The 18,724-nt window shown below is 69.6% G+C and carries 16 protein-coding genes; all 16 read left to right on the forward strand.

Features of this window, described 5'->3' with window-relative positions; translation table 11 throughout:
* Positions 1 to 56 precede the first annotated feature (56 nt).
* The 16 genes from R0232_RS01105 (at position 57) to R0232_RS01180 (ending at position 18,651) form a co-directional block, all read left to right on the forward strand.
* Positions 57 to 962, forward strand: coding sequence for a UPF0280 family protein (locus R0232_RS01105; protein ID WP_431510987.1), 906 nt, complete (start codon positions 57 to 59; stop codon positions 960 to 962).
* Between the two features lie 21 nt (positions 963 to 983).
* Positions 984 to 1,628, forward strand: coding sequence for an amino acid synthesis family protein (locus R0232_RS01110; protein ID WP_057593420.1), 645 nt, complete (start codon positions 984 to 986; stop codon positions 1,626 to 1,628).
* A gap of 46 nt (positions 1,629 to 1,674) precedes the next feature.
* On the forward strand, positions 1,675 to 2,259 hold the full coding sequence (locus R0232_RS01115; protein ID WP_057593419.1) for an amino acid synthesis family protein: 585 nt from the start codon (positions 1,675 to 1,677) through the stop codon (positions 2,257 to 2,259).
* A gap of 73 nt (positions 2,260 to 2,332) precedes the next feature.
* Complete coding sequence (locus tag R0232_RS01120; RefSeq protein ID WP_093343883.1) at positions 2,333 to 3,538, forward strand: ABC transporter substrate-binding protein; 1,206 nt, start codon at positions 2,333 to 2,335, stop codon at positions 3,536 to 3,538.
* 142 nt (positions 3,539 to 3,680) lie between these two features.
* Positions 3,681 to 5,612 carry an ABC transporter permease gene (locus tag R0232_RS01125; RefSeq protein WP_431510988.1) on the forward strand — a complete coding sequence of 644 codons (1,932 nt, stop codon included), beginning with the start codon at positions 3,681 to 3,683 and terminating at the stop codon, positions 5,610 to 5,612.
* Positions 5,609 to 6,373 (forward strand): ABC transporter ATP-binding protein, encoded by a 765-nt coding sequence (locus R0232_RS01130; protein WP_431510989.1) that lies wholly within the window; start codon positions 5,609 to 5,611, stop codon positions 6,371 to 6,373. Before R0232_RS01125 ends, R0232_RS01130 begins: the two co-directional genes overlap by 4 nt.
* Positions 6,370 to 7,113, forward strand: coding sequence for an ABC transporter ATP-binding protein (locus R0232_RS01135; protein WP_431510990.1), 744 nt, complete (start codon positions 6,370 to 6,372; stop codon positions 7,111 to 7,113). The genes R0232_RS01130 and R0232_RS01135 overlap by 4 nt, the downstream gene beginning before the upstream one ends.
* 76 nt (positions 7,114 to 7,189) lie before the next feature.
* Positions 7,190 to 7,915: a bifunctional nicotinamidase/pyrazinamidase gene (gene pncA / locus R0232_RS01140; protein ID WP_057593414.1), complete on the forward strand. Its 726-nt coding sequence runs from the start codon at positions 7,190 to 7,192 to the stop codon at positions 7,913 to 7,915.
* Positions 7,916 to 7,995: 80 nt separating this feature from the next.
* Entirely contained in the window at positions 7,996 to 9,156 is a 1,161-nt protein-coding gene (locus R0232_RS01145; protein ID WP_431510991.1) for an ABC transporter substrate-binding protein, read from the forward strand.
* On the forward strand, positions 9,134 to 9,640 hold the full coding sequence (locus R0232_RS01150; protein ID WP_431510992.1) for a (2Fe-2S)-binding protein: 507 nt from the start codon (positions 9,134 to 9,136) through the stop codon (positions 9,638 to 9,640). The genes R0232_RS01145 and R0232_RS01150 overlap by 23 nt, the downstream gene beginning before the upstream one ends.
* Entirely contained in the window at positions 9,637 to 13,392 is a 3,756-nt protein-coding gene (locus R0232_RS01155; protein ID WP_431510993.1) for a molybdopterin cofactor-binding domain-containing protein, read from the forward strand. Before R0232_RS01150 ends, R0232_RS01155 begins: the two co-directional genes overlap by 4 nt.
* 98 nt (positions 13,393 to 13,490) lie before the next feature.
* Positions 13,491 to 14,681, forward strand: a complete 1,191-nt coding sequence (locus R0232_RS01160; RefSeq protein ID WP_431510994.1) for a fumarylacetoacetate hydrolase family protein — start codon at positions 13,491 to 13,493, stop codon at positions 14,679 to 14,681.
* Between the two features lie 180 nt (positions 14,682 to 14,861).
* A complete protein-coding gene (gene tssA / locus R0232_RS01165) occupies positions 14,862 to 15,953 on the forward strand; it encodes a type VI secretion system protein TssA (protein ID WP_431510995.1) in 1,092 nt (363 codons plus the stop codon).
* 61 nt (positions 15,954 to 16,014) lie between these two features.
* The gene (gene tssB / locus R0232_RS01170) at positions 16,015 to 16,584 is read left to right on the forward strand and encodes a type VI secretion system contractile sheath small subunit (RefSeq protein ID WP_203203679.1); all 570 of its coding nucleotides are present in this window, start codon (positions 16,015 to 16,017) and stop codon (positions 16,582 to 16,584) included.
* Between the two features lie 33 nt (positions 16,585 to 16,617).
* A complete protein-coding gene (gene tssC, locus R0232_RS01175) occupies positions 16,618 to 18,123 on the forward strand; it encodes a type VI secretion system contractile sheath large subunit (protein ID WP_093343894.1) in 1,506 nt (501 codons plus the stop codon).
* A gap of 45 nt (positions 18,124 to 18,168) precedes the next feature.
* The gene (locus R0232_RS01180; protein ID WP_057593445.1) at positions 18,169 to 18,651 is read left to right on the forward strand and encodes an Hcp family type VI secretion system effector; all 483 of its coding nucleotides are present in this window, start codon (positions 18,169 to 18,171) and stop codon (positions 18,649 to 18,651) included.
* The last annotated feature ends 73 nt before the right edge of the window (positions 18,652 to 18,724 follow it).

Below are 18,724 nucleotides of genomic sequence, written 5' to 3' on the forward strand. Positions count from 1 at the left end.
CCACCCCCCGAGGGGGCGACGCGGTCCGCCTTGGGGCGGCCCGGCGGCGACCGCACATGACCGCCCAACGCACGGCGCTCGACGAGCACCGCTGGCACTTCAACCACGGCCCGATCGACATCGTGGCCGAGGCGCATGGCGACCGCTACGCGGTGGCGGCCGCGCACGATGCGGCCTGGGCGCGCTTCGCGCACGTGCTCGACGAACTGGTGCACGAACTGCCGCTGCTGCGGCTGCCGGTCACCGACAAGATGCGTCCGCGCGGCGTGGTGGCGCGCCGCATGTGGGATGCCTGCGCGGCGTTCGCGCCGACCTTCATCACGCCGATGGCCGCGGTCGCGGGCGCGGTGGCGCAGGAGCTGATCGCCTTCTACCAGCGCCCCGGCATCGAGCGCGCCTGGGTCAACAACGGCGGCGACATCGCCGTGCATCTGGCGCCGGGCCAGACGGCGCGCGTGGGCGTCTACGCGGACCTCGCGCGCTTCGACTGGCGCGATGCCAACGGCCTCGTCGACACCGACGGTCAGTTCGAACTGCGCGCCGACCAGCCGGTGCGCGGCGTCGCCACCAGCGGCTGGCGCGGGCGCAGCTTCTCGCTCGGCATCGCCGACAGCGTGACGGTGCTGGCGGCCACCGCGGCGCAGGCCGATGCGGCCGCGACCGTGATCGCCAACGCGGTCGACGTCGACAACGAGGCGATCCGCCGCGTGCCCGCGAGCGAGCGCAAGGACAACAGCGACCTCGGCGACACGCTGGTCACCGTCGACGTGCCGCCACTGCCCCCCGCGCAGGTGCGCAGCGCACTCGATACGGGCGCGGTGTGCGCCCGCGTCCTGCAAAAAGGCGGGCTCGCATGGGCCGCTCTGCTCGTTTGCCAGGGGCAGTGGCGACTGGTCGAGCCCTTATGCTCGAAGCCCCTCGAAACAAGGCTTCCGCGCGCAGTTGGTTCAGTAATTGCTTAACGAAAAGCAAGGTTCTTTTTCATGATCGATATCCGCCGAGTCTTCACCCAGGTCGAGCACATCCACCACGAGTTCGGGCCGCGTGCCCAGACGCCGCTGGTGCGTGGTGCCATCGCCGCCGTGCTGACCAATCCCTTCGCGGGCCGCTACGAGCCCGACATCCTGCCGATGATGAGCCTGCTCGATCCGGTGGGCCTCGAGATGGCGCACAAGCTGCACGCCGCGATGGACGTGCCGCTCGAGCAACTCGCCACCTACGGCAAGGGCGCCATCGTCGGCGCCGCGGGCGAGCTCGAGCATGGCGCGCTGTGGCACGTGCCCGGCGGCTATGCGATGCGCGAGCTGCTCGGCTGGAAGGGCGACCGCGTCGCCTATGCCAAGGGCACCGTCGACGAGAAGAAGACCGGCCAGCCGGGCAATGCGCTGTCGATCGTGCCCTCGACCAAGAAGGTCGGCGCGCCCGGCACCACGCTCGACGTGCCGCTGACCAACATCAACGCCAGCTACGTGCGCGGCCAGTTCGACGCCATCGAAGTGCGCGTGCCCGGCGCGCCCGCGGCCGACGAGATCGTGTTCATCCTCGCGATGAGCACCGGCTACCGCGTGCATGCGCGCGTCGGCGGCCTGCTGGCAGAGAACATCGCCAAGTGGGACGGCTTGCGCTGAGCCCGTGTACGAAGAGACAAGAAGAGAAGCCAAAGGAAATCCAGACATGACCGCCAACATCCGCAAGCTCGTCGTCCAGGTCGACGAAACCCGCAAGGAAATGGGCCGCGACATCGCGCCGCCCACGCGCCGCGCCGTCGCCATCGCCGTGATCGCCAACCCCTACGCGGGCCGCTACAGCGAGAACCTCGACGAGCTGATCGCGATCGGCGAGGAGCTCGGCGCGCTGCTGGGCCAGAAGGCCGTGAAGGCGCTGGGCATCGAGCCCGGCCAGGCGCAGAGCTACGGCAAGGCCGCGATCGTCGGCGAAGGCGGCGAGCTCGAACACGCGGCCGCGATCCTGCATCCCAAGCTCGGCGCGCCGCTGCGCGTGGCGGTCGAGAAGGGCGCGGCGCTCGTGCCCTCGGCCAAGAAGCTCGGCACCCTCGGCACCGCCATCGACGTGCCGCTGGGCCACAAGGACGCGGCCTTCGTGCGCAGCCATTTCGACGCCATCGAGGCCCGCGTCTCCGACGCCCCGCGCGCCGGCGAGATCGTGGTGGCCGTGGCGGTCACCGACAGTGGCCGCCCACTGCCGCGCATCGGCGGCCTGCAGGCCGGCGAGATCAAGGGCGAAGACGGCCTGCGCTGAGGCGACACTCCACCTTTCCACCGATTTCCTCGTTCCTTTCCCGTTTTTCTCGAACCCCACCAGGAGCTTCCCGATGATCCCCTTGCGCCATGTTTTCAGCGCGGCTTCCGTCCTGACCCTGACCTGCGCCCTCGTTCCCGCGCACGCCCAGGGCGTGATCAAGATCGGCGAGATCAACAGCTACAAGGCGCAGCCGGCCTTCCTCGAGCCCTACAAGAAGGGCATGGAACTCGCGGTCGACGAGATCAACGCCAAGGGCGGGGTCAACGGCCGGAAGATCGAACTGATCAGCCGCGACGACAACGCCAACCCCGGCGACGCCGTGCGCGTGGCCGAGGAGCTGATCTCGCGCGAGAAGGTCGACGTGCTCGCGGGCGCCTTCCTCTCGAACACCGGCCTGGCGCTGACCGACTTCGCGAAGCAGAAGAAGTTCTTCTACCTGGCCGCCGAGCCGCTGACCGACAAGATCGTCTGGAGCAACGGCAACCGCTACACCTACCGCCTGCGTCCCTCGACCTACATGCAGGTCGCGATGCTGGTGCCCGAGGCCGCCAAGCTCAAGAAGAAGCGCTGGGCCATCGTCTACCCCAACTACGAGTACGGCCAGTCCTCGGTCGCGACCTTCAAGACCCTGCTGAAGGCCGCGCAGCCCGACGTGGAGTTCGTCGCCGAGCAGGCGCCGCCGCTGGGCAAGGTCGATTCGGGCAGCGTGGTGCAGGCGCTCGCCGATGCCAAGCCCGACGCGATCTTCAACGTGCTGTTCGGCGCCGACCTCTCGAAGTTCGTGCGCGAGGGCAACACCCGCGGCCTGTTCAAGGACCGTGAAGTGGTCAGCGTGCTGACCGGCGAACCCGAGTACCTCGATCCGCTGAAGGACGAGGCGCCCAACGGCTGGATCGTGACCGGCTATCCGTGGAGCGGCATCAAGACGCCCGAGCACAAGGCCTTCCTCGATGCCTACCAGGCCAAGTTCAAGGACTACCCGCGCCTGGGCTCGGTGGTCGGCTACAGCGCCATCCACTCGATCGCGGCCGGCATCCAGAAGGCCGGCAGCACCGACACCGAGAAGCTGGTCGCGGCCTTCAAGGGCCTGCAGCTCGACAGCCCCTTCGGCAAGATCAGCTACCGCGCGCAGGACAACCAGTCGACCATGGGCGCCTACGTGGGCAAGACGAAGAACGACGGCGGCAAGGGCGTGATGGTGGACTACGTCTACCTCGACGGCGCCAAGTTCCAGCCGAGCGACGACGAAGTCAAGAAGATGCGCCCCGCCGACTGATGCCGCTGCGCGCGGACCGCGGGCATTGCCCGAACGGTCCGCGCGTGCGCGGCATGGGCAGCAGGTGGCACCACCACCGCTTCAGCCATGCGCCTCGGGCGCCTGGCGGGGGCGGGAGTTTCCAGTTCCTCGGGATCCTTGAATGAGCTTTTCAGGCTTCGTTGTTCAGTTGCTCAACGGGTTGGCCGGCGCCTCGTCGCTGTTCTTCGTGGCGGCCGGCCTCTCGTTGATCTTCGGCGTGACGCGCATCGTCAATTTCGCCCATGGATCCTTCTTCATGGTCGGCATCTACCTCGCGTACACGCTGGTCGACAAGCTCGGCGCGAGCCTGGGCTTCTGGCCCGCGCTGCTGATCGCGGCGGTCGCGGTCGGCGTGCTCGGCGCGCTGATCGAGGTGCTGCTGCTGCGCCGCATCTACAAGGCGCCCGAGCTGTTCCAGCTGCTCGCCACCTTCGCGCTGGTGCTGGTCATCAAGGACGCGGTGCTGTGGCTCTGGGGCCCCGACGAGCTGCTGGGCCCGCGCGCGCCCGGCCTCAAGGGCTCGGTCGAGATCCTCGGGCGCCAGTTCCCCTCCTACGACCTGTTCCTGATCGTGGTCGGCCCGGTGGTGCTGGGCCTGGTCTGGCTGCTGCTCACGCGCACGCGCTTCGGCACGCTGGTGCGCGCCGCCACGCAGGACCGCGAGATGGTCAGCGCGCTCGGCGTCAACCAGGCCTGGCTGTTCACCGCGGTGTTCGCGCTCGGCGCGCTGCTCGCGGGCCTGGGCGGCGCGCTGCAGCTGCCGCGCGAGCCCGCCACGCTCGAGATGGACCTCAACACCATCGGTGCCGCCTTCGTGGTGGTGGTGGTCGGCGGCATGGGCTCGCTGCCCGGCGCCTACGTGGCCGCGCTCTTGATCGCCGAGATCAAGGCCGTGTGCATCTGGCTCGGCGTGGTGCAGATCTTCGGCATCGACGTGTCCTTCTCCAAGCTCACGCTGATGGTCGACTTCCTCGTGATGGCGGCCGTGCTGGTGTGGCGCCCGTGGGGCCTGTTCGGCCGCGCGCAGGCGCCGAGCCGCTACGTCGGCATGCAGGAGGAACCGCTGCGCCGCGCCGGCAACCTCTACCTGGCCGGCGCCGCGGTGCTCGCGCTGGTGCTCGCCGCGCTGCCGGTGCTCACGGCCGGTTCGCCCTACACGCTGGTGCTGATGATCGACCTGCTGATCGCGGCCCTGTTCGCCGCCAGCCTGCACTTCATCATGGGCCCGGCCGGCATGCACTCGTTCGGCCATGCGGCCTACTTCGGCCTCGGGGCCTACGGCGCCGCGCTGCTCGCGCGCTCGCTGGGCCTGCCGATGGAACTCACGCTGGTGGTCGCGCCGCTGGTGGCCGCGCTCGGCGCCTTCGTCTACGGCTGGTTCGCGGTGCGGCTGTCGGGCGTGTACCTCGCGATGCTCACGCTGGCGTTCGCGCAGATCACCTGGGCCATCACCTACCAGTGGGACAGCTTCACGGGCGGCAGCAACGGCCTCACGGGCGTCTGGCCCTCGGCCTGGTTGTCGGACAAGCGCGCCTACTACTGGCTCACGCTGGTGCTGGTGTCGGCCGGCGTCTGGTGGCTGCGCCGCGTGCTGTATTCGCCCTTCGGCTACACGCTGCGCGCGGGCCGCGACTCGGTGCTGCGCGCCGACGCCATCGGCATCGACGTCAAGCGCATGCAGTGGGCCGCCTTCGTCATCGCGGGCGCTGTGGCGGGCCTGGCCGGCGCGCTGTTCGCCTTCTCCAAGGGCAGCATCTCGCCCGAGACGCTGTCGGTCGGCAAGTCGGTCGACGGCCTCGTGATGGTGCTGCTCGGCGGCATCCAGACGCTCGCGGGCCCGGTGGTCGGCGCCGTCACCTTCACCTGGCTGCACGACACCGTGGCGCGCAACACCGACTACTGGCGCGCGATGCTCGGCGCCATCATCCTGATCCTGGTGCTGCTGTTCCCGCAGGGCATCGCGGGATCGATCAAGCAGCTCGCGGAGCGTTTCTGCGCGCCGAAGGAAGAGAAGAAAGCCGTCGATGCGAAGCTCGAAGAGGTGAAGGCATGAGCCTGCTCAAGGTCCAAAACCTCGGCAAGTCCTTCGGGGGCGTCAAGGCCGTCGACGGCATCAGCTTCGAGCTGCCGCCCGGCGAACTGCTGGCGCTGATCGGCCCCAACGGCGCCGGCAAGTCCACCACCTTCAACATGGTCAACGGCCAGCTCAAGGCCGACCAGGGCTCGATCACGCTCGACGGCCAGGAACTCGTGGGCCGCAAGCCGCGCGAGATCTGGCGCATGGGCGTGGGCCGCACCTTCCAGATCGCCGAGACCTTCGCCTCGCTCACCGTGGTCGAGAACGTGCAGATGGCGCTGCTCTCGCACGACCGCAAGCTGTTCTCGATGTGGCGCCGCGCCGCCGAGCACAAACGCGACGAGGCGCTGGCGCTGCTCGACCAGGTCGGCATGAAGTCGCAGGCCGACCGGCCCTGCAGCGTGCTGGCCTATGGCGACGTCAAGCGCGTCGAGCTCGCGATCGCGATGGCCAACAGCCCCAAGCTGCTGCTGATGGACGAGCCCACGGCCGGCATGGCGCCGAAGGAACGCAACTCGCTGATGGCGCTCACCAAGCAGCTGGTCATCGACCGCGGCATGGCCGTGCTGTTCACCGAGCACAGCATGGACGTGGTGTTCGCCTATGCCGACCGCATGATCGTGCTGGCGCGCGGCCGCCTCATCGCGCAGGGCAAGCCGCTCGAGATACGCGACCACCCCAAGGTGCAGGAGGTGTACTTCGGCAGCGGCAAGACCTTCGAGAAAGCAGCGGCATGAACACGACGAACGCTTCCGAACCCCTGCTCCAGGCCAAGGCCCTGTGCGCCTGGTACGGCGCGGCCCAGATCCTCTACGACGTCGACCTCGAGGTGCGGCGCGGCGAGGTGGTCGCGCTCATGGGCCGCAACGGCGCCGGCAAGTCGACCACGCTCAAGGCGCTGATCGGCATGCTCGGCAAGCGCCGCGGCGCGGTGCGCTTCCTGGGCCACGACATCTCGAAGAGCGAACCGCACCACGCGGCGCGCCTGGGCCTGGGCTTCGTGCCCGAGGACCGGCGCGTGTTCACCGACCTCACGGTGATGGAGAACCTCGAGGTCGGCAAGCAGGCCGCGCGCCGCTGGGCCGACGGCAGCGACGCACCGCTGTGGACGCCCGAGCGGCTGTTCGAGCTGTTCCCCAATCTCGGCGAGATGCCCCACCGTCCCGGCGGTCGCATGAGCGGCGGCGAGCAGCAGATGCTGACCGTGGCGCGCACGCTGATGGGCAACCCCTACCTGGTGCTGCTCGACGAACCGTCCGAAGGCGTGGCGCCGGTCATCGTCGAGCAGATGGCGAACATGATCCTCGAGCTCAAGGCGCAGGGCGTGAGCATCCTGCTGTCGGAGCAGAACATGCACTTCGCGGAGCTGGTCTCCGACCGCGCCTACGTGCTCGAGAAGGGCCAGATCCGCTACCACGCCACCATGGCCGAGCTCGCGGCCAACGAGGAAGTGCGGCGCGCGTACCTGAGCGTCTAGTCAGTCAGTCGATGCGCCTTCGGGCGCATTCCTTGCAGGGTTTCGTTTCCATCAACGCAAGCACGGAGCACAGACCATGAACGACACGCACCGCAGACGCTTCCTCCAATCCACGGCCGCCCTCGGCCTGCTCGGCGCCTCGGGCGCGCTCTTCGCCGCCGGCGCGAAGATCAAGCCCGGCGACAAGGCCGTGCTGATCGTGGTCGACGTGCAGAACTGCTTCATCGACGGCGGCACGCTGCCGGTGAAAGGCGGTGCCGACGTGGTGCCGGTCATCAACCAGCTGGCGGCCTCGTTCCAGAACATCGTGGTCACGCAGGACTGGCACACCCAGGGCCATGCCTCGTTCGCGAGCGCGCACGCGGGCCAGAAGCCCTTCAGCAGCATCAAGCTGAACTACGGCAACCAGGTGCTGTGGCCCGACCACTGCGTGCAGGGCACGGACGACGCGGCGCTGCACAAGGACCTCAAGCTGCCGACCGCGCAGCTGATCATCCGCAAGGGCTTCCACGCCGACGTCGACAGCTACTCGGCCTTCGAGGAGGCCGACCGCAAGACCTCGACCGGCCTGGCCGGCTACCTCAAGGCGCGCGGCATCAAGACCGTGTTCGTGACCGGCCTGGCGACCGACTTCTGCGTCGCCTGGACCGCGCTCGATGCGCGCAAGGCCGGCTTCGATGCCTACGTGATCGAGGACGCCACGCGCGCCATCGACCTCAACGGCTCGCTGGCCGCGGCCTGGAAGCAGATGAGCGCCAAGGGCGTGAAGCGCATCCAGTCGGCCGACATCCAGGGCGCCTGAGAAGACGACGGGGAAGCCCGTCGGTGCGCGGGCCCGTGCCGCGCACCCGACACACCACCACTGCGAGACAAGACGACCCCATGACGATTTCCCTCTCCAGGCGTTCCCTGGTGGCCGGCGGCGCGGCCCTCGCGCTCGGCCCCGGCCTGCTGGCCGCCGCGCGCGCCGAGAACGGCGTGAGCGACGGCGCCATCCGCATCGGCCAGTCGGCCGTGTTCAGCGGCCCGGCCAAGGACTTCGGCATCGACTACCGCGCGGGCATCAAGCTGCACTTCGACCGCGTCAACAAGGGCGGCGGCATCAACGGGCGCCGGCTCGAGCTGGTGAGCTACGACGACGTCTACGAGCCCGCGAAGACCGCGCTCAACACCGCGAAGCTGATCGACGAGGACAAGGTGTTCGCGCTCACGGGCTACGTCGCCACCGGCAACCTCGCGGCCGCGATGCCGCTGGCCGAGAAGGCGGGCGTGCCGATGTTCGCGCCGCTGGTGGGCACCACCTCGTTCCGCACCAAGACCAACCGGCTGCTGTTCCACGTGCGCGCGGGCTACGACCTCGAGCTGCGCAAGATCATCAGCCACCTGTCGACCATCGGCATCCAGTCGATCGCGGTGGTGCACCAGGACAGCGCCTTCGGCAAGTCGAACCTCGCGACCTGCGAGGAGCTCGCGGCCGACTACAAGGTGAAGGTGGTCAAGACCTTCCCGCTGGCGATCGCCGCCGAGGATGCGAAGCCGGTGGTCGCGGGCCTCGCCGAGGCCAGGCCCGGCGCGGTCGTGATGATCATGGCCGGGCGCCAGGTCGAGGTCTTCATGCGCGACTACCGCGCGAGCGCGGGCGGCGCGCCGCTGTACACGCTGTCGGTCGGCATCACCGACGCGGCCGGCTCGGCGCAGCGGCTCGAGGGCAAGCTCGCGGGCCTGGTCACGGCCAGCATCGTGCCGCCGCCGCAGGCCGTGCGCGTGCCCATCGTGGCCGAGTACCAGCGCGACCGCGCCGAGTTCGGCGAGAAGATCGACAGCTACACCGCGCTCGAGGGCTACATCGTCGCGCGCGTGATGGCCGAGGGGCTGCGCCGCGGCGGCAAGGCGCTCACGCGCGAGAGCTTCGTCGCGGGCCTCGAGAGCATCGGCAGCACGCGCTTCGGCGACTTCCCGATCGAGTACGGGCCGAAGAACCACAACGGCTCGAACTTCGTGGACCTGGAGATGTACACCCGTGACGGCCAGCTGCGGCGCTGAGGGCCGTGCCGAGCCGCTGCAACTGAGGGTCAACGGCCGGGCGCAGGCGCTCGCGGTGCCGCGCGAGGCCTCGCTGCTGCAGGTGCTGCGCAACGACCTCGGGCTCAACGGTCCCAAGTACGGCTGCGGCCTCGGCCAGTGCGGCGCCTGTACGGTGCATGTCGACGGCATGGCCGCGCGCGCCTGCGTGATCCCCGCGCACGGCGTCGCGGGCCGCGCCATCACCACGCTCGAGGGCCTGGGCACGCGCGGCGACTGGCACCCGGTGCAGGCCGCCTTCGAGCAGGCGCAGGCCGCGCAGTGCGGCTACTGCCTCAACGGCATGGTGATGCAGGTGGCGGCATTGCTGGCGCGCGAGCCGGATGCCAGCGAGGCGCGCATCCGCAGCGAGCTCTCGGGCAACCTGTGCCGCTGCGGCACGCACATCGAGATCCTCGACGCGGCGCAGCGCGCGGCGCGCCAGCTGCGGGCGACGTCGCCATGACGCGGCGCGCCGACCTGCCGCGCACGCGCGCGGAGTTCCTCGCCGCCGAGGGCGTGCTGCTGGTGGTGCGCGAGACCCCGCCGGCACCGCCGCCGGCCCAGGGCCAGCCGGCCTTCATCGCGGGCAATCCCGCCGAGGGCGACGAGGTGCTGCTCGCGGTGTGGGACGACGGCAGCGCCTCGGCGCTCAACGGCCACGTCGACCTCGGCACCGGCATCCAGACCGCGCTGGGCCAGATCGTGGCCGAGGAGCTCGAGCTCGGCATGCCCTGCGTGCGCGTGATGCTCGGCGACACCGCGCGCGCGCCCAACCAGGGCGCGACCATCGCGAGCGCCTCGATCCAGATCCATGCGCAGCCGCTGCGCCTCGCGGCCGCGCAGGCGCGCGCCTGGCTGCTCGCGCGCGCGGCCGAGCGTCTGGGCGTGGCGCCCGAGGCATTGCAGGCGCGCAACGGCATCGTGCGCGTGGCCGAGGCACCCGACCGGCACCTGAGCTACGCCCAACTGGTGGCGGGCCAGCGCACCGTGCTCAAGCTCGATGCGAAGGCCGCCATCAAGGACCCGGCCGACTACCGCGTGGTCGGCACGCGGCAGGCGCGCGTCGACATCCCGGCCAAGCTCGCGGGCGAACTGGTCTTCGTGCACGACATGCGCGTGCCCGGCATGCTGCATGGGCGCGTGGTGCGCCCGCCCTACGCGGGCGCCGACCATGGCGACTTCATCGGCAACACGCTCGAATCGGTCGACGAATCGTCGATCGCGCACATCCCCGGCATCCGCGCGGTGGTGGTGATCCGCGACTTCGTCGGCATCGTGGCCGAGCGCGAGGAGCACGCCGAGCAGGCGCTGCGCGAACTGCGCGTGCGCTGGAAGCCCTGGCCCGGCATGCCCGGCCTCGACGACCTCGCGCAGGCGCTGCGCGACAACCCCTCGACGCAGCGCCTGCTGGTCGACGAGGGCGACGTCGATGGCGCGATCGCGCGCGCCGCGCATCCGATGCCGCGCACCTATGTCTGGCCCTACCAGATGCATGCCTCGATCGGGCCCTCGTGCGCGCTGGCCGAATGGCAGCCCGCGGACGACGGTGGCAGCGGCATTCAACTGCGCTGCTGGGCCGGCACGCAGAACCCGCACGTGCTGCGCGCCGATCTCGCGAAGCTGCTCGGCGTGCAGGACCTGCAGGTCGACGTGGTGCGCATGGAGGCCGCGGGCTGCTATGGCCGCAACGGCGCCGACGACGTGGCCGCCGATGCCGCGCTGCTCGCGCGCGCCGTGGGCGCGCCGGTGCGCGTGCAGCTCACGCGCGAGCAGGAGCATGCGTGGGAGCCCAAGGGCGCCGCGCAACTGATGGAGATCGATGGCGGCCTCGCGGCCGACGGCAGCGTCGCGGCCTACGACTTCCAGACTTCCTATCCGTCGAACGGCGCGCCCACGCTCGCGCTGCTGCTCACGCGCGCCATCGAGCCGGTGGCGCAGGCCTACGAGATGGGCGACCGCACCGCGCGCCCGCCCTACGGCTACGACAACCTGCGCGTGAAGGTCAACGACATGGCGCCGATCGTGCGCGCCTCGTGGCTGCGCGGCGTGTCGGCGCTGCCGAGCTCGTTCGCGCACGAGTCGTACATCGACGAGCTCGCGACCGCGGCCGGCGTCGACCCGGTGCAGTTCCGGCTGCGCCACCTCGACGATCCGCGCGCGGTCGAGCTGGTGCAGGCCACCGCGCAGAAGGCCGGCTGGCGGCTGCGCACCGGCCCGCAGGAGAACGCCGAGGGCGGGCTCGGGCCCGGCGGCGACATCCTGTTCGGCCAGGGCTTCGCCTATGCGCGCTACGTGCACAGCAAGTGGCCCGGCTTCGGCGCCGCCTGGGCGGCCTGGGTGGCCGACGTCGAGGTCAACCGCCGGACCGGCGAGGTGCACGTGCGCCGTGTGGTGGTGGGGCACGACGCGGGCCTGCTGGTCAATCCCGCGGGCGTCGAGCACCAGGTGCACGGCAACGTGATCCAGACCACGAGCCGCGCGCTCAAGGAGCAGGTGCAGTTCGCGCCGCAGTCCGGGCCGGCCGAGGGGGGCGAACGCCTGCCCGGCGTGCTGCCCTCGGGCGTGGTCGCGAGCCGCGAATGGGGCAGCTACCCGATCATCAACTTCCGCGAAGTGCCGGTGATCGAGGTGATGCACATGCCGCGCCCGGGCGAGCCGTCGCTGGGCGCGGGCGAGTCCTCGTCGGTGCCGGGCACGGCGGCGATCGCGAACGCGATCTTCGATGCGACGGGCGTGCGCTTCAGGGCGCCGCCGTTCACGCCGGAGACGGTGCTGGCGGAATTGAATCGCGGGCTGCTGCCTTCCCCTGCGGGAGACGGCGGGGCAGGGGGGACGCCGCGGGGCGATGGTGAGGCCGCAGTGCCCCCATCCCGACCTTCCCCCAGGGGGGGAAGGAGCAATGCCATCTGGCCATGGCGCAAGGGCCTGTGGGCCACGGGCGCCGCGCTCGTGGTCGGCGGCATCGGCGTCGTCGCGGGCCTGCTCGGCTGGCGCTCGGCGATCGCGCCGGTGTCGCTCACCGCGCCGGTCTACAGCGAGGCCACCATCGAGCGCGGCCGCGTGCTCGCGGCGCTCGGCGACTGCGCGGTCTGCCACACCGCGCCGGGCGGCGCGCCCAACGCCGGCGGCCGCGCGATGGACACGCCCTTCGGCACGCTCTACACCACCAACCTCACGCCCGATGCCGAGACCGGCCTGGGTCGCTGGTCCTTCAGCGCCTTCCAGCGCGCGATGCGCGAGGGCGTGTCGCGCGACGGCCATCACCTCTATCCGGCCTTCCCCTACACCGCCTTCGCGAAGACCAGCGACGACGACCTGCAGGCGCTCTATGCCTACTTCATGGCGATGCCCGCGGTGCGCGCCGAAACGCCGAAGTCCGAGCTCAAGTTCCCGTTCAGCCTGCGGCCGCTGATGGCCGGATGGAACGCGCTCTTCCACGATCCCGCGCCGCTGGCGCCCGTGGCCACGCAGAGCGCCGAGTGGAACCGCGGCGCCTACCTCGTCAACGGCCTCGGCCATTGCGGCGCCTGCCACACGCCGCGCAATGCGCTGGGCGCGGAGCAGGGCGGCAGCGCCTTCCTGTCGGGCGCGATGGTCGATGGCTGGGAGGCGCCGCCGCTCACGGCACTTTCGAAGTCCGCCATGCCCTGGGATGCCGATTCGCTCTACCGCTACCTGCGCGACGGCCACTCGCCGCGCCACGGCATCGCGGGCGGCCCGATGGCGGAGGTGGTGCGCGAACTCGGCGCCGTGCCCGATGCCGACGTCCGCGCGATGGCGACCTACCTCGCCTCGTTCAACCCCGAGCCCGTGCCCGAGGCCGCCGCACGGGCCCAGGCACGGCGCATCGTCGACACGGCGGCGCGCACGCAGGGCCAGCTGCTCGGTCCCGCGCAGCGCATGTTCGACAGCGCCTGTGCCGCCTGCCACCACGACGGCGACGGTCCGACGCTGCTGGGCGTGAACACGCCGCTCGCGCTCAACGGCAACCTCGCGAGCGCGAAGCCCGACAACCTGCTGCGCACCATCCTCGATGGCGTGCGCGATCCCGCGACGCGCGACATCGGCTTCATGCCGGCCTTCCGCGACGCGCTCGACGACCGCCAGATCGCCGAGCTCGCGGGCTACATGCGCGCACGCTTCGCGCCGCAGGAGCCCGCCTGGCCCGACCTGCAGGCCGAGGTCGCGCGCGTGCGCGCGGCGCCTGGGCACTGAGGCCACGGAGTCCCTGTCGGTGGAAGACCGCACGCCGCGGCGCGTGCGGCGCTACGATGCCCGCGCATTCCTTCCAACCTCCAGAGACAACCAACGCCATGCCACTCGATCTCCAGACCGCCACCAGCCTCCCGCAAGACGCCGACCAGGCCACCCTCGTCGGCCGCCTCTGGCAACCGGGCGTGGGCCCCGTGCTCGTGGCCGTGCAGGGCGACGGCCTGCATGACCTCTCGCGGCTCGCGCCCACCATGAGCGACCTGCTCGAGCTGCAGGAGCCACCCGCCGATGCCGTGCGGCGCGTGCTGCGCAGCGGCCAGGCACCGCGCATCGCGGCGCTGGCCGAGGTGCTCGCCAACAGCGACGGCGGCGCGCGCAACGAGGACCGGCCGTGGCTGCTCGCGCCCTGCGACCTGCAGGCCGTCAAGGCCAGCGGCGTGACCTTCGTCGCGAGCCTGCTCGAGCGCGTGATCGAGGAACAGGCGCGCGGCGATGCATCGAAGGCCGAGGCCACGCGCGCGGCGCTCGGCGGCGTGCTCGGCGACAACCTCGCCGACATCGTGCCGGGCTCGCCCGAGGCGATGAAGGCCAAGGAGGTGCTGATCGCGCAGGGCGCGTGGTCGCAGTACCTCGAGGTCGGCATCGGGCCCGATGCGGAGATCTTCACCAAGGCGCCCGTGCTCTCGTCGGTGGGCACGGGGGCCGACATCGGCATCCATGCGGCCTCGGTGTGGAACAACCCCGAGCCCGAGGTCGTGCTCGCCGTCAACAGCCGCGGCGAGACGCTGGGCGCCGCGCTCGGCAACGACGTCAACCTGCGCGACTTCGAAGGCCGCAGCGCACTGCTGCTGGGCAAGGCGAAGGACAACAACGCCTCGTGCGCCATCGGTCCGTTCATCCGCCTGTTCGATGCGCACTTCGGCATCGCGCAGGTGCGCCGCATCACGGTCGCGCTCGAGGTCCGCGGGCCCGAGGGCTTCGTGCTCGAAGGCTCGAGCTCGCTCGCGAAGATCAGCCGCGATCCGCTCGACCTCGTGGCGCAGGCCATCGGCATCCATCACGACTACCCCGACGGCCTGATGCTGTTCCTCGGCACGATGTTCGCGCCCACGCAGGACCGCCACGGTCCGGGCCAGGGCTTCACGCACACGGTCGGCGACATCGTGCGCATCGCGGCGCCCGAACTCGGCGCGCTCGTCAATCGCGTCGCGCATGCCGACAAGGCACCGCGCTGGACCTTCGGCATCGGCGCGCTGATGCGCAACCTGGGCGCGCGCGGCCTGTTGCGCTGAGTTCTGTCACGGCGTCGTCATGCGCCGTTAAGCCGTACTGTGTAACGTTAATGGAAGATGTACTTCTTTGTGATTCAGAGACGGCATGATGACCTCTGATGTAGTTGACCGGCTCCTCGCTTCCACTCAAGATAACTAATGATTCGTTAATGTTTTGATTGGTTGAACGAGGGAGATCGGGTGTCGCTGGCAGAGATCGAGCTTTTGCAAAAGCCCGTCGAGGGCCCGCTTCCGTGCGGTGAGGATCTGGAATACGACGCCGATTTCATGGCGTTGCAGCAGGCGACGCTCGGCAAGCGCGAGCAGCAGTTCGGCAACACCATCATTCCGGCCGAGCCGCCCGACTGGACCAAGGTCGAGCGCATCGCCAGGCAGTTGTGCGAACGCACGCGCGACCTGCGCGTGCTGGTGCCGCTCACGCTCGCGTGGACCGAGAACCGCGGCCTGCCGGGCTATGTCGAGGGGCTGCAACTGGTCGACGTGGTGCTGCAGACCTACTGGGACGACGTGCATCCGCGCGTGGTCGACGGTGGCGACGAGGATCCGTTGCCGCGCATGAATGCGTTGGCCGCGCTGGCCGAGAGCGAAGGCATCGGGCGCAGCGTGCGCGATGCGCGGCTGCTCGATGACGGTGGCGTGACGATGACCTTGCGACAGGTCGAGGCGCTGCTCGATTCGAGCAAGGCCGACCAGATCGATTACCCGGGCGGCGTGGGCCGCCTGCGCGAGGCCGCGCGCCGCGCCTACGACAACGACGCGCCGCCGATCGTCGCGTTGCGCTCGGCGCTCGCGCTGCTGCAGCGCATCCGCGAGACCTCCGAGCGCGCGCTGGGCCAGAGCTGGGCGCCCGATTTCTCGCGCCTCGAACGATCGATGCGCACGGTGGCGCAACTGCTGCCCGAGAAGGCATTGCAGGGCGCGGTCGAAGCGCCACGGACCGAACGCCAGAGCCCATCGGCGAGCGATCCGGCCGCGACGGCCTCGTCGCCGGGCGCGATCGAGACCGCTGCAAGTGGCGGTCCCGGCCTACGTGCGATCGGTATCAACGATATTGAAATAACGAGCCGCGAAGATGTGCAGGTGTTGTTGGAAAAGGCTTGTCGGTATCTGGAGCGCGCGGAGCCCAGTCATCCCGCGCCCCTGTTGATACGCAGGGCGCAGAAGCTGCTGGCGCTCAACTTCTTCCAGATCATCGAGGAGCTCATGCCCGAGGGACTGCAGAAGCTGGAGAGCCTGGCCGGCCGGCCACCGGGGTCCGACGCATCGCAGTAGGCGCCGGCGGCCGGCGCACGCGGTCCGCACGCATTCGATCGAAGAATCAAGAGGAAGCTTTATGGCAGACAACCGTGTCAGGAACAGTGGTCAGAAGTTCATCGCGCGCAACCGCGCGCCGCGCGTGCAGATCGAGTACGACGTCGAGATCTACGGCAGCGAACGCAAGATCCAGCTGCCCTTCGTGATGGGCGTGATCGCCGACCTCGCGGGCAAGCAGGTCGACCCGATGCCCGACCTCGCCGAGCGCGAGTTCATGGCGGTGGACATCGACAACTTCGACGACCGCATGAAGTCGATCAAGCCGCGCGTGGCCTTCCAGGTGCCCAACACGCTGACCGGCGACGGCCAGCTCAACGTCGACATCACCTTCGACAGCATGGACGACTTCTCGCCCGCGCGCATCGCGCGCCAGGTCGACGCGCTGCAGCAGCTGCTCGATGCGCGCACCGAACTGTCGAACCTGCTGTCCTACATGGACGGCAAGAACGGCGCCGAGCAGCTCATCGCGCAGGCGCTGCAGAACCCGGCGCTGCTGAAGTCGCTGGCCACCAGCCCGAACCCCGCGGTGGCCAGCGCCATCGACGCGGCCGCGGAGAAGCCGGCGGGCACGCCGGGCACCGCCGAGTAAGCGCGAGCCGATCACGTCGACAGGACCATCACCATGAGTACCGTGCAAAAACAATCCGCGCGCGCCCAGCAGACCGTCGAGGCGCTCGAGCCGAACGAGTTCTCGGACCTGCTCCAGCGCGAGTTCAAGCCCAAGACCGACCAGGCGCGCGAGGCGGTGCAGAACGCCGTCAAGACGCTGGCGGTGCAGGCACTCGAGAGCTCCGTCACCATCTCCAACGATGCCTATCGCACGGTGCAGGCCATCATCACGGAGATCGACCGCAAACTCTCCGAGCAGATCAACCAGATCCTGCACCACGAGGACTTCCAGCAGCTCGAGGGCGCCTGGCGCGGCCTGCACTACCTCGTGAACAACACCGAGACCGACGAGCAGCTCAAGATCCGCGTGATGTGCGCCTCCAAGCGCGAAGTGGCGCGCTCGCTCAAGCGCCACAAGGGCATCGGCTGGGACCAGAGCCCGCTGTTCAAGAAGATCTACGAGGCCGAGTACGGCCAGTTCGGCGGCGAGCCCTTCGGCGCGCTGATCGGCGACTTCCATTTCGACCACAGCCCGCCCGACGTCGAGATGCTCGGCGAGATGGCCAAGATCGCCGCGGCCGCGCACTGCCCCTTCATCGCGGGCGCCTCGCCGACCGTGATGCAGATGGACTCGTGGCAGGAGCTGTCGAACCCGCGCGACCTGACCAAGATCTTCCACAACACCGAGCACACCGCGTGGCGCTCGCTGCGCGACTCGGAAGACGCGCGCTACATCGGCCTGGCGATGCCGCGCTTCCTCGCGCGCCTGCCCTATGGCGCGCGCACCAACCCGGTCGACGAGTTCGAGTTCGAGGAAGAGACCGACTCGGCCGCGCACAGCCGCTACACCTGGGCCAACTCGGCCTATGCGATGGGCGTGAACATCAACCGCTCGTTCAAGCAGTACGGCTGGTGCACCTCGATCCGCGGCGTGGAATCGGGCGGCGCGGTCGAGAACCTGCCGACCCACACCTTCCCGACCGACGACGGCGGCGTCGACATGAAGTGCCCGACCGAGATCGCGATCAGCGACCGGCGCGAGGCCGAGCTCGCGAAGAACGGCTTCATGCCGCTGGTGCACCGCAAGAACTCCGACTTCGCGGCCTTCATCGGCGCGCAGTCGCTGCAGCAGCCGGCCGAGTACTACGACGCCGATGCCTCGGCCAACGCGAACCTCGCGGCGCGCCTGCCCTACCTGTTCGCCTGCTGCCGCTTCGCGCACTACCTGAAGTGCATCGTCCGCGACAAGATCGGCTCGTTCCGCGAGCGCGAGGACATGGAGCGCTGGCTCAACGACTGGATCATGAACTACGTCGACGGCAGCCCCGGTACCTCGTCGCAGGACACCAAGGCGATGAAGCCGCTGGCGGCCGCCGAGGTCCAGGTGGAACCCATCGAGGACAACCCCGGCTACTACGCCGCCAAGTTTTTTCTCCGGCCGCACTACCAGCTCGAAGGGCTCACGGTGTCTTTGCGGCTGGTTTCGAAGCTGCCGTCCAACAAGAAGGACAGCAGCTAATTCAACAGTGCCTCGATGGGGCACGCACAACTCCGGGGGTTAATGATGGCAGTAGACATGTTCATGCGCGTCGAAGGCGCGAACGGCGAATCCAAAGACTCGAACCACAAGGACTGGACGGATATCAAGTCGTTCGCATGGGGTGCGACGCAGCCTGGCAACATGGTCAGCGGTGGTGGCGGTGGCGTGGGCAAGGCCAGCTTCAACGACCTGCAGGTGCTCGCGCGCATCGACAAGGCGGCCCCGTCCGTCATGAAGAACTGCGCCAGCGGCAAGCATCTGAGCAAGGTGGAAGTCTCGGTCTGCAAGGCCGGCGGCGGACAGATCGAGTACACGCGCGTGACGCTCGAGGAAGTGCTGGTCACCTCGGTGCAGTACACGGCCGAGCAGGGCAGCGACGCGGTGTTCGTGCAGTACGCGTTCCAGGCCGCCAAGGTCAAGCAGCAGTACTGGGAACAGACCGACAAGGGCGGCAAGGGCGCCGAAACCCAGCTCGGCTGGAACATCAAGGAAAACAAGGAAGCCTGATCCGCTGGCCCGGCCGGGCTTGCGGGCGGTGCCTCGGCGCCGCGCGCGAGCCGGTCTCCGGCTGACGGTCTTC

The sequence above is a fragment of the Variovorax sp. DAIF25 genome, assembly GCF_050711835.1.
In the GTDB taxonomy this organism is placed as follows: Bacteria; Pseudomonadota; Gammaproteobacteria; order Burkholderiales; family Burkholderiaceae_C; genus Variovorax.

Excerpts from the sequence above, each read along its gene's own strand:
- R0232_RS01105 (WP_431510987.1), top strand. The coding sequence starts at position 57 with ATGACCGCCCAACGCACGGCGCTCGACGAGCACCGCTGGCACTTCAAC.
- R0232_RS01110 (WP_057593420.1), top strand. The coding sequence starts at position 984 with ATGATCGATATCCGCCGAGTCTTCACCCAGGTCGAGCACATCCACCAC.
- R0232_RS01115 (WP_057593419.1), top strand. The coding sequence starts at position 1,675 with ATGACCGCCAACATCCGCAAGCTCGTCGTCCAGGTCGACGAAACCCGC.
- R0232_RS01120 (WP_093343883.1), top strand. The coding sequence starts at position 2,333 with ATGATCCCCTTGCGCCATGTTTTCAGCGCGGCTTCCGTCCTGACCCTG.
- R0232_RS01125 (WP_431510988.1), top strand. The coding sequence starts at position 3,681 with ATGAGCTTTTCAGGCTTCGTTGTTCAGTTGCTCAACGGGTTGGCCGGC.
- R0232_RS01130 (WP_431510989.1), top strand. The coding sequence starts at position 5,609 with ATGAGCCTGCTCAAGGTCCAAAACCTCGGCAAGTCCTTCGGGGGCGTC.
- R0232_RS01135 (WP_431510990.1), top strand. The coding sequence starts at position 6,370 with ATGAACACGACGAACGCTTCCGAACCCCTGCTCCAGGCCAAGGCCCTG.
- pncA (WP_057593414.1), top strand. The coding sequence starts at position 7,190 with ATGAACGACACGCACCGCAGACGCTTCCTCCAATCCACGGCCGCCCTC.
- R0232_RS01145 (WP_431510991.1), top strand. The coding sequence starts at position 7,996 with ATGACGATTTCCCTCTCCAGGCGTTCCCTGGTGGCCGGCGGCGCGGCC.
- R0232_RS01155 (WP_431510993.1), top strand. The coding sequence starts at position 9,637 with ATGACGCGGCGCGCCGACCTGCCGCGCACGCGCGCGGAGTTCCTCGCC.
- R0232_RS01160 (WP_431510994.1), top strand. The coding sequence starts at position 13,491 with ATGCCACTCGATCTCCAGACCGCCACCAGCCTCCCGCAAGACGCCGAC.
- tssB (WP_203203679.1), top strand. The coding sequence starts at position 16,015 with ATGGCAGACAACCGTGTCAGGAACAGTGGTCAGAAGTTCATCGCGCGC.
- tssC (WP_093343894.1), top strand. The coding sequence starts at position 16,618 with ATGAGTACCGTGCAAAAACAATCCGCGCGCGCCCAGCAGACCGTCGAG.
- R0232_RS01180 (WP_057593445.1), top strand. The coding sequence starts at position 18,169 with ATGGCAGTAGACATGTTCATGCGCGTCGAAGGCGCGAACGGCGAATCC.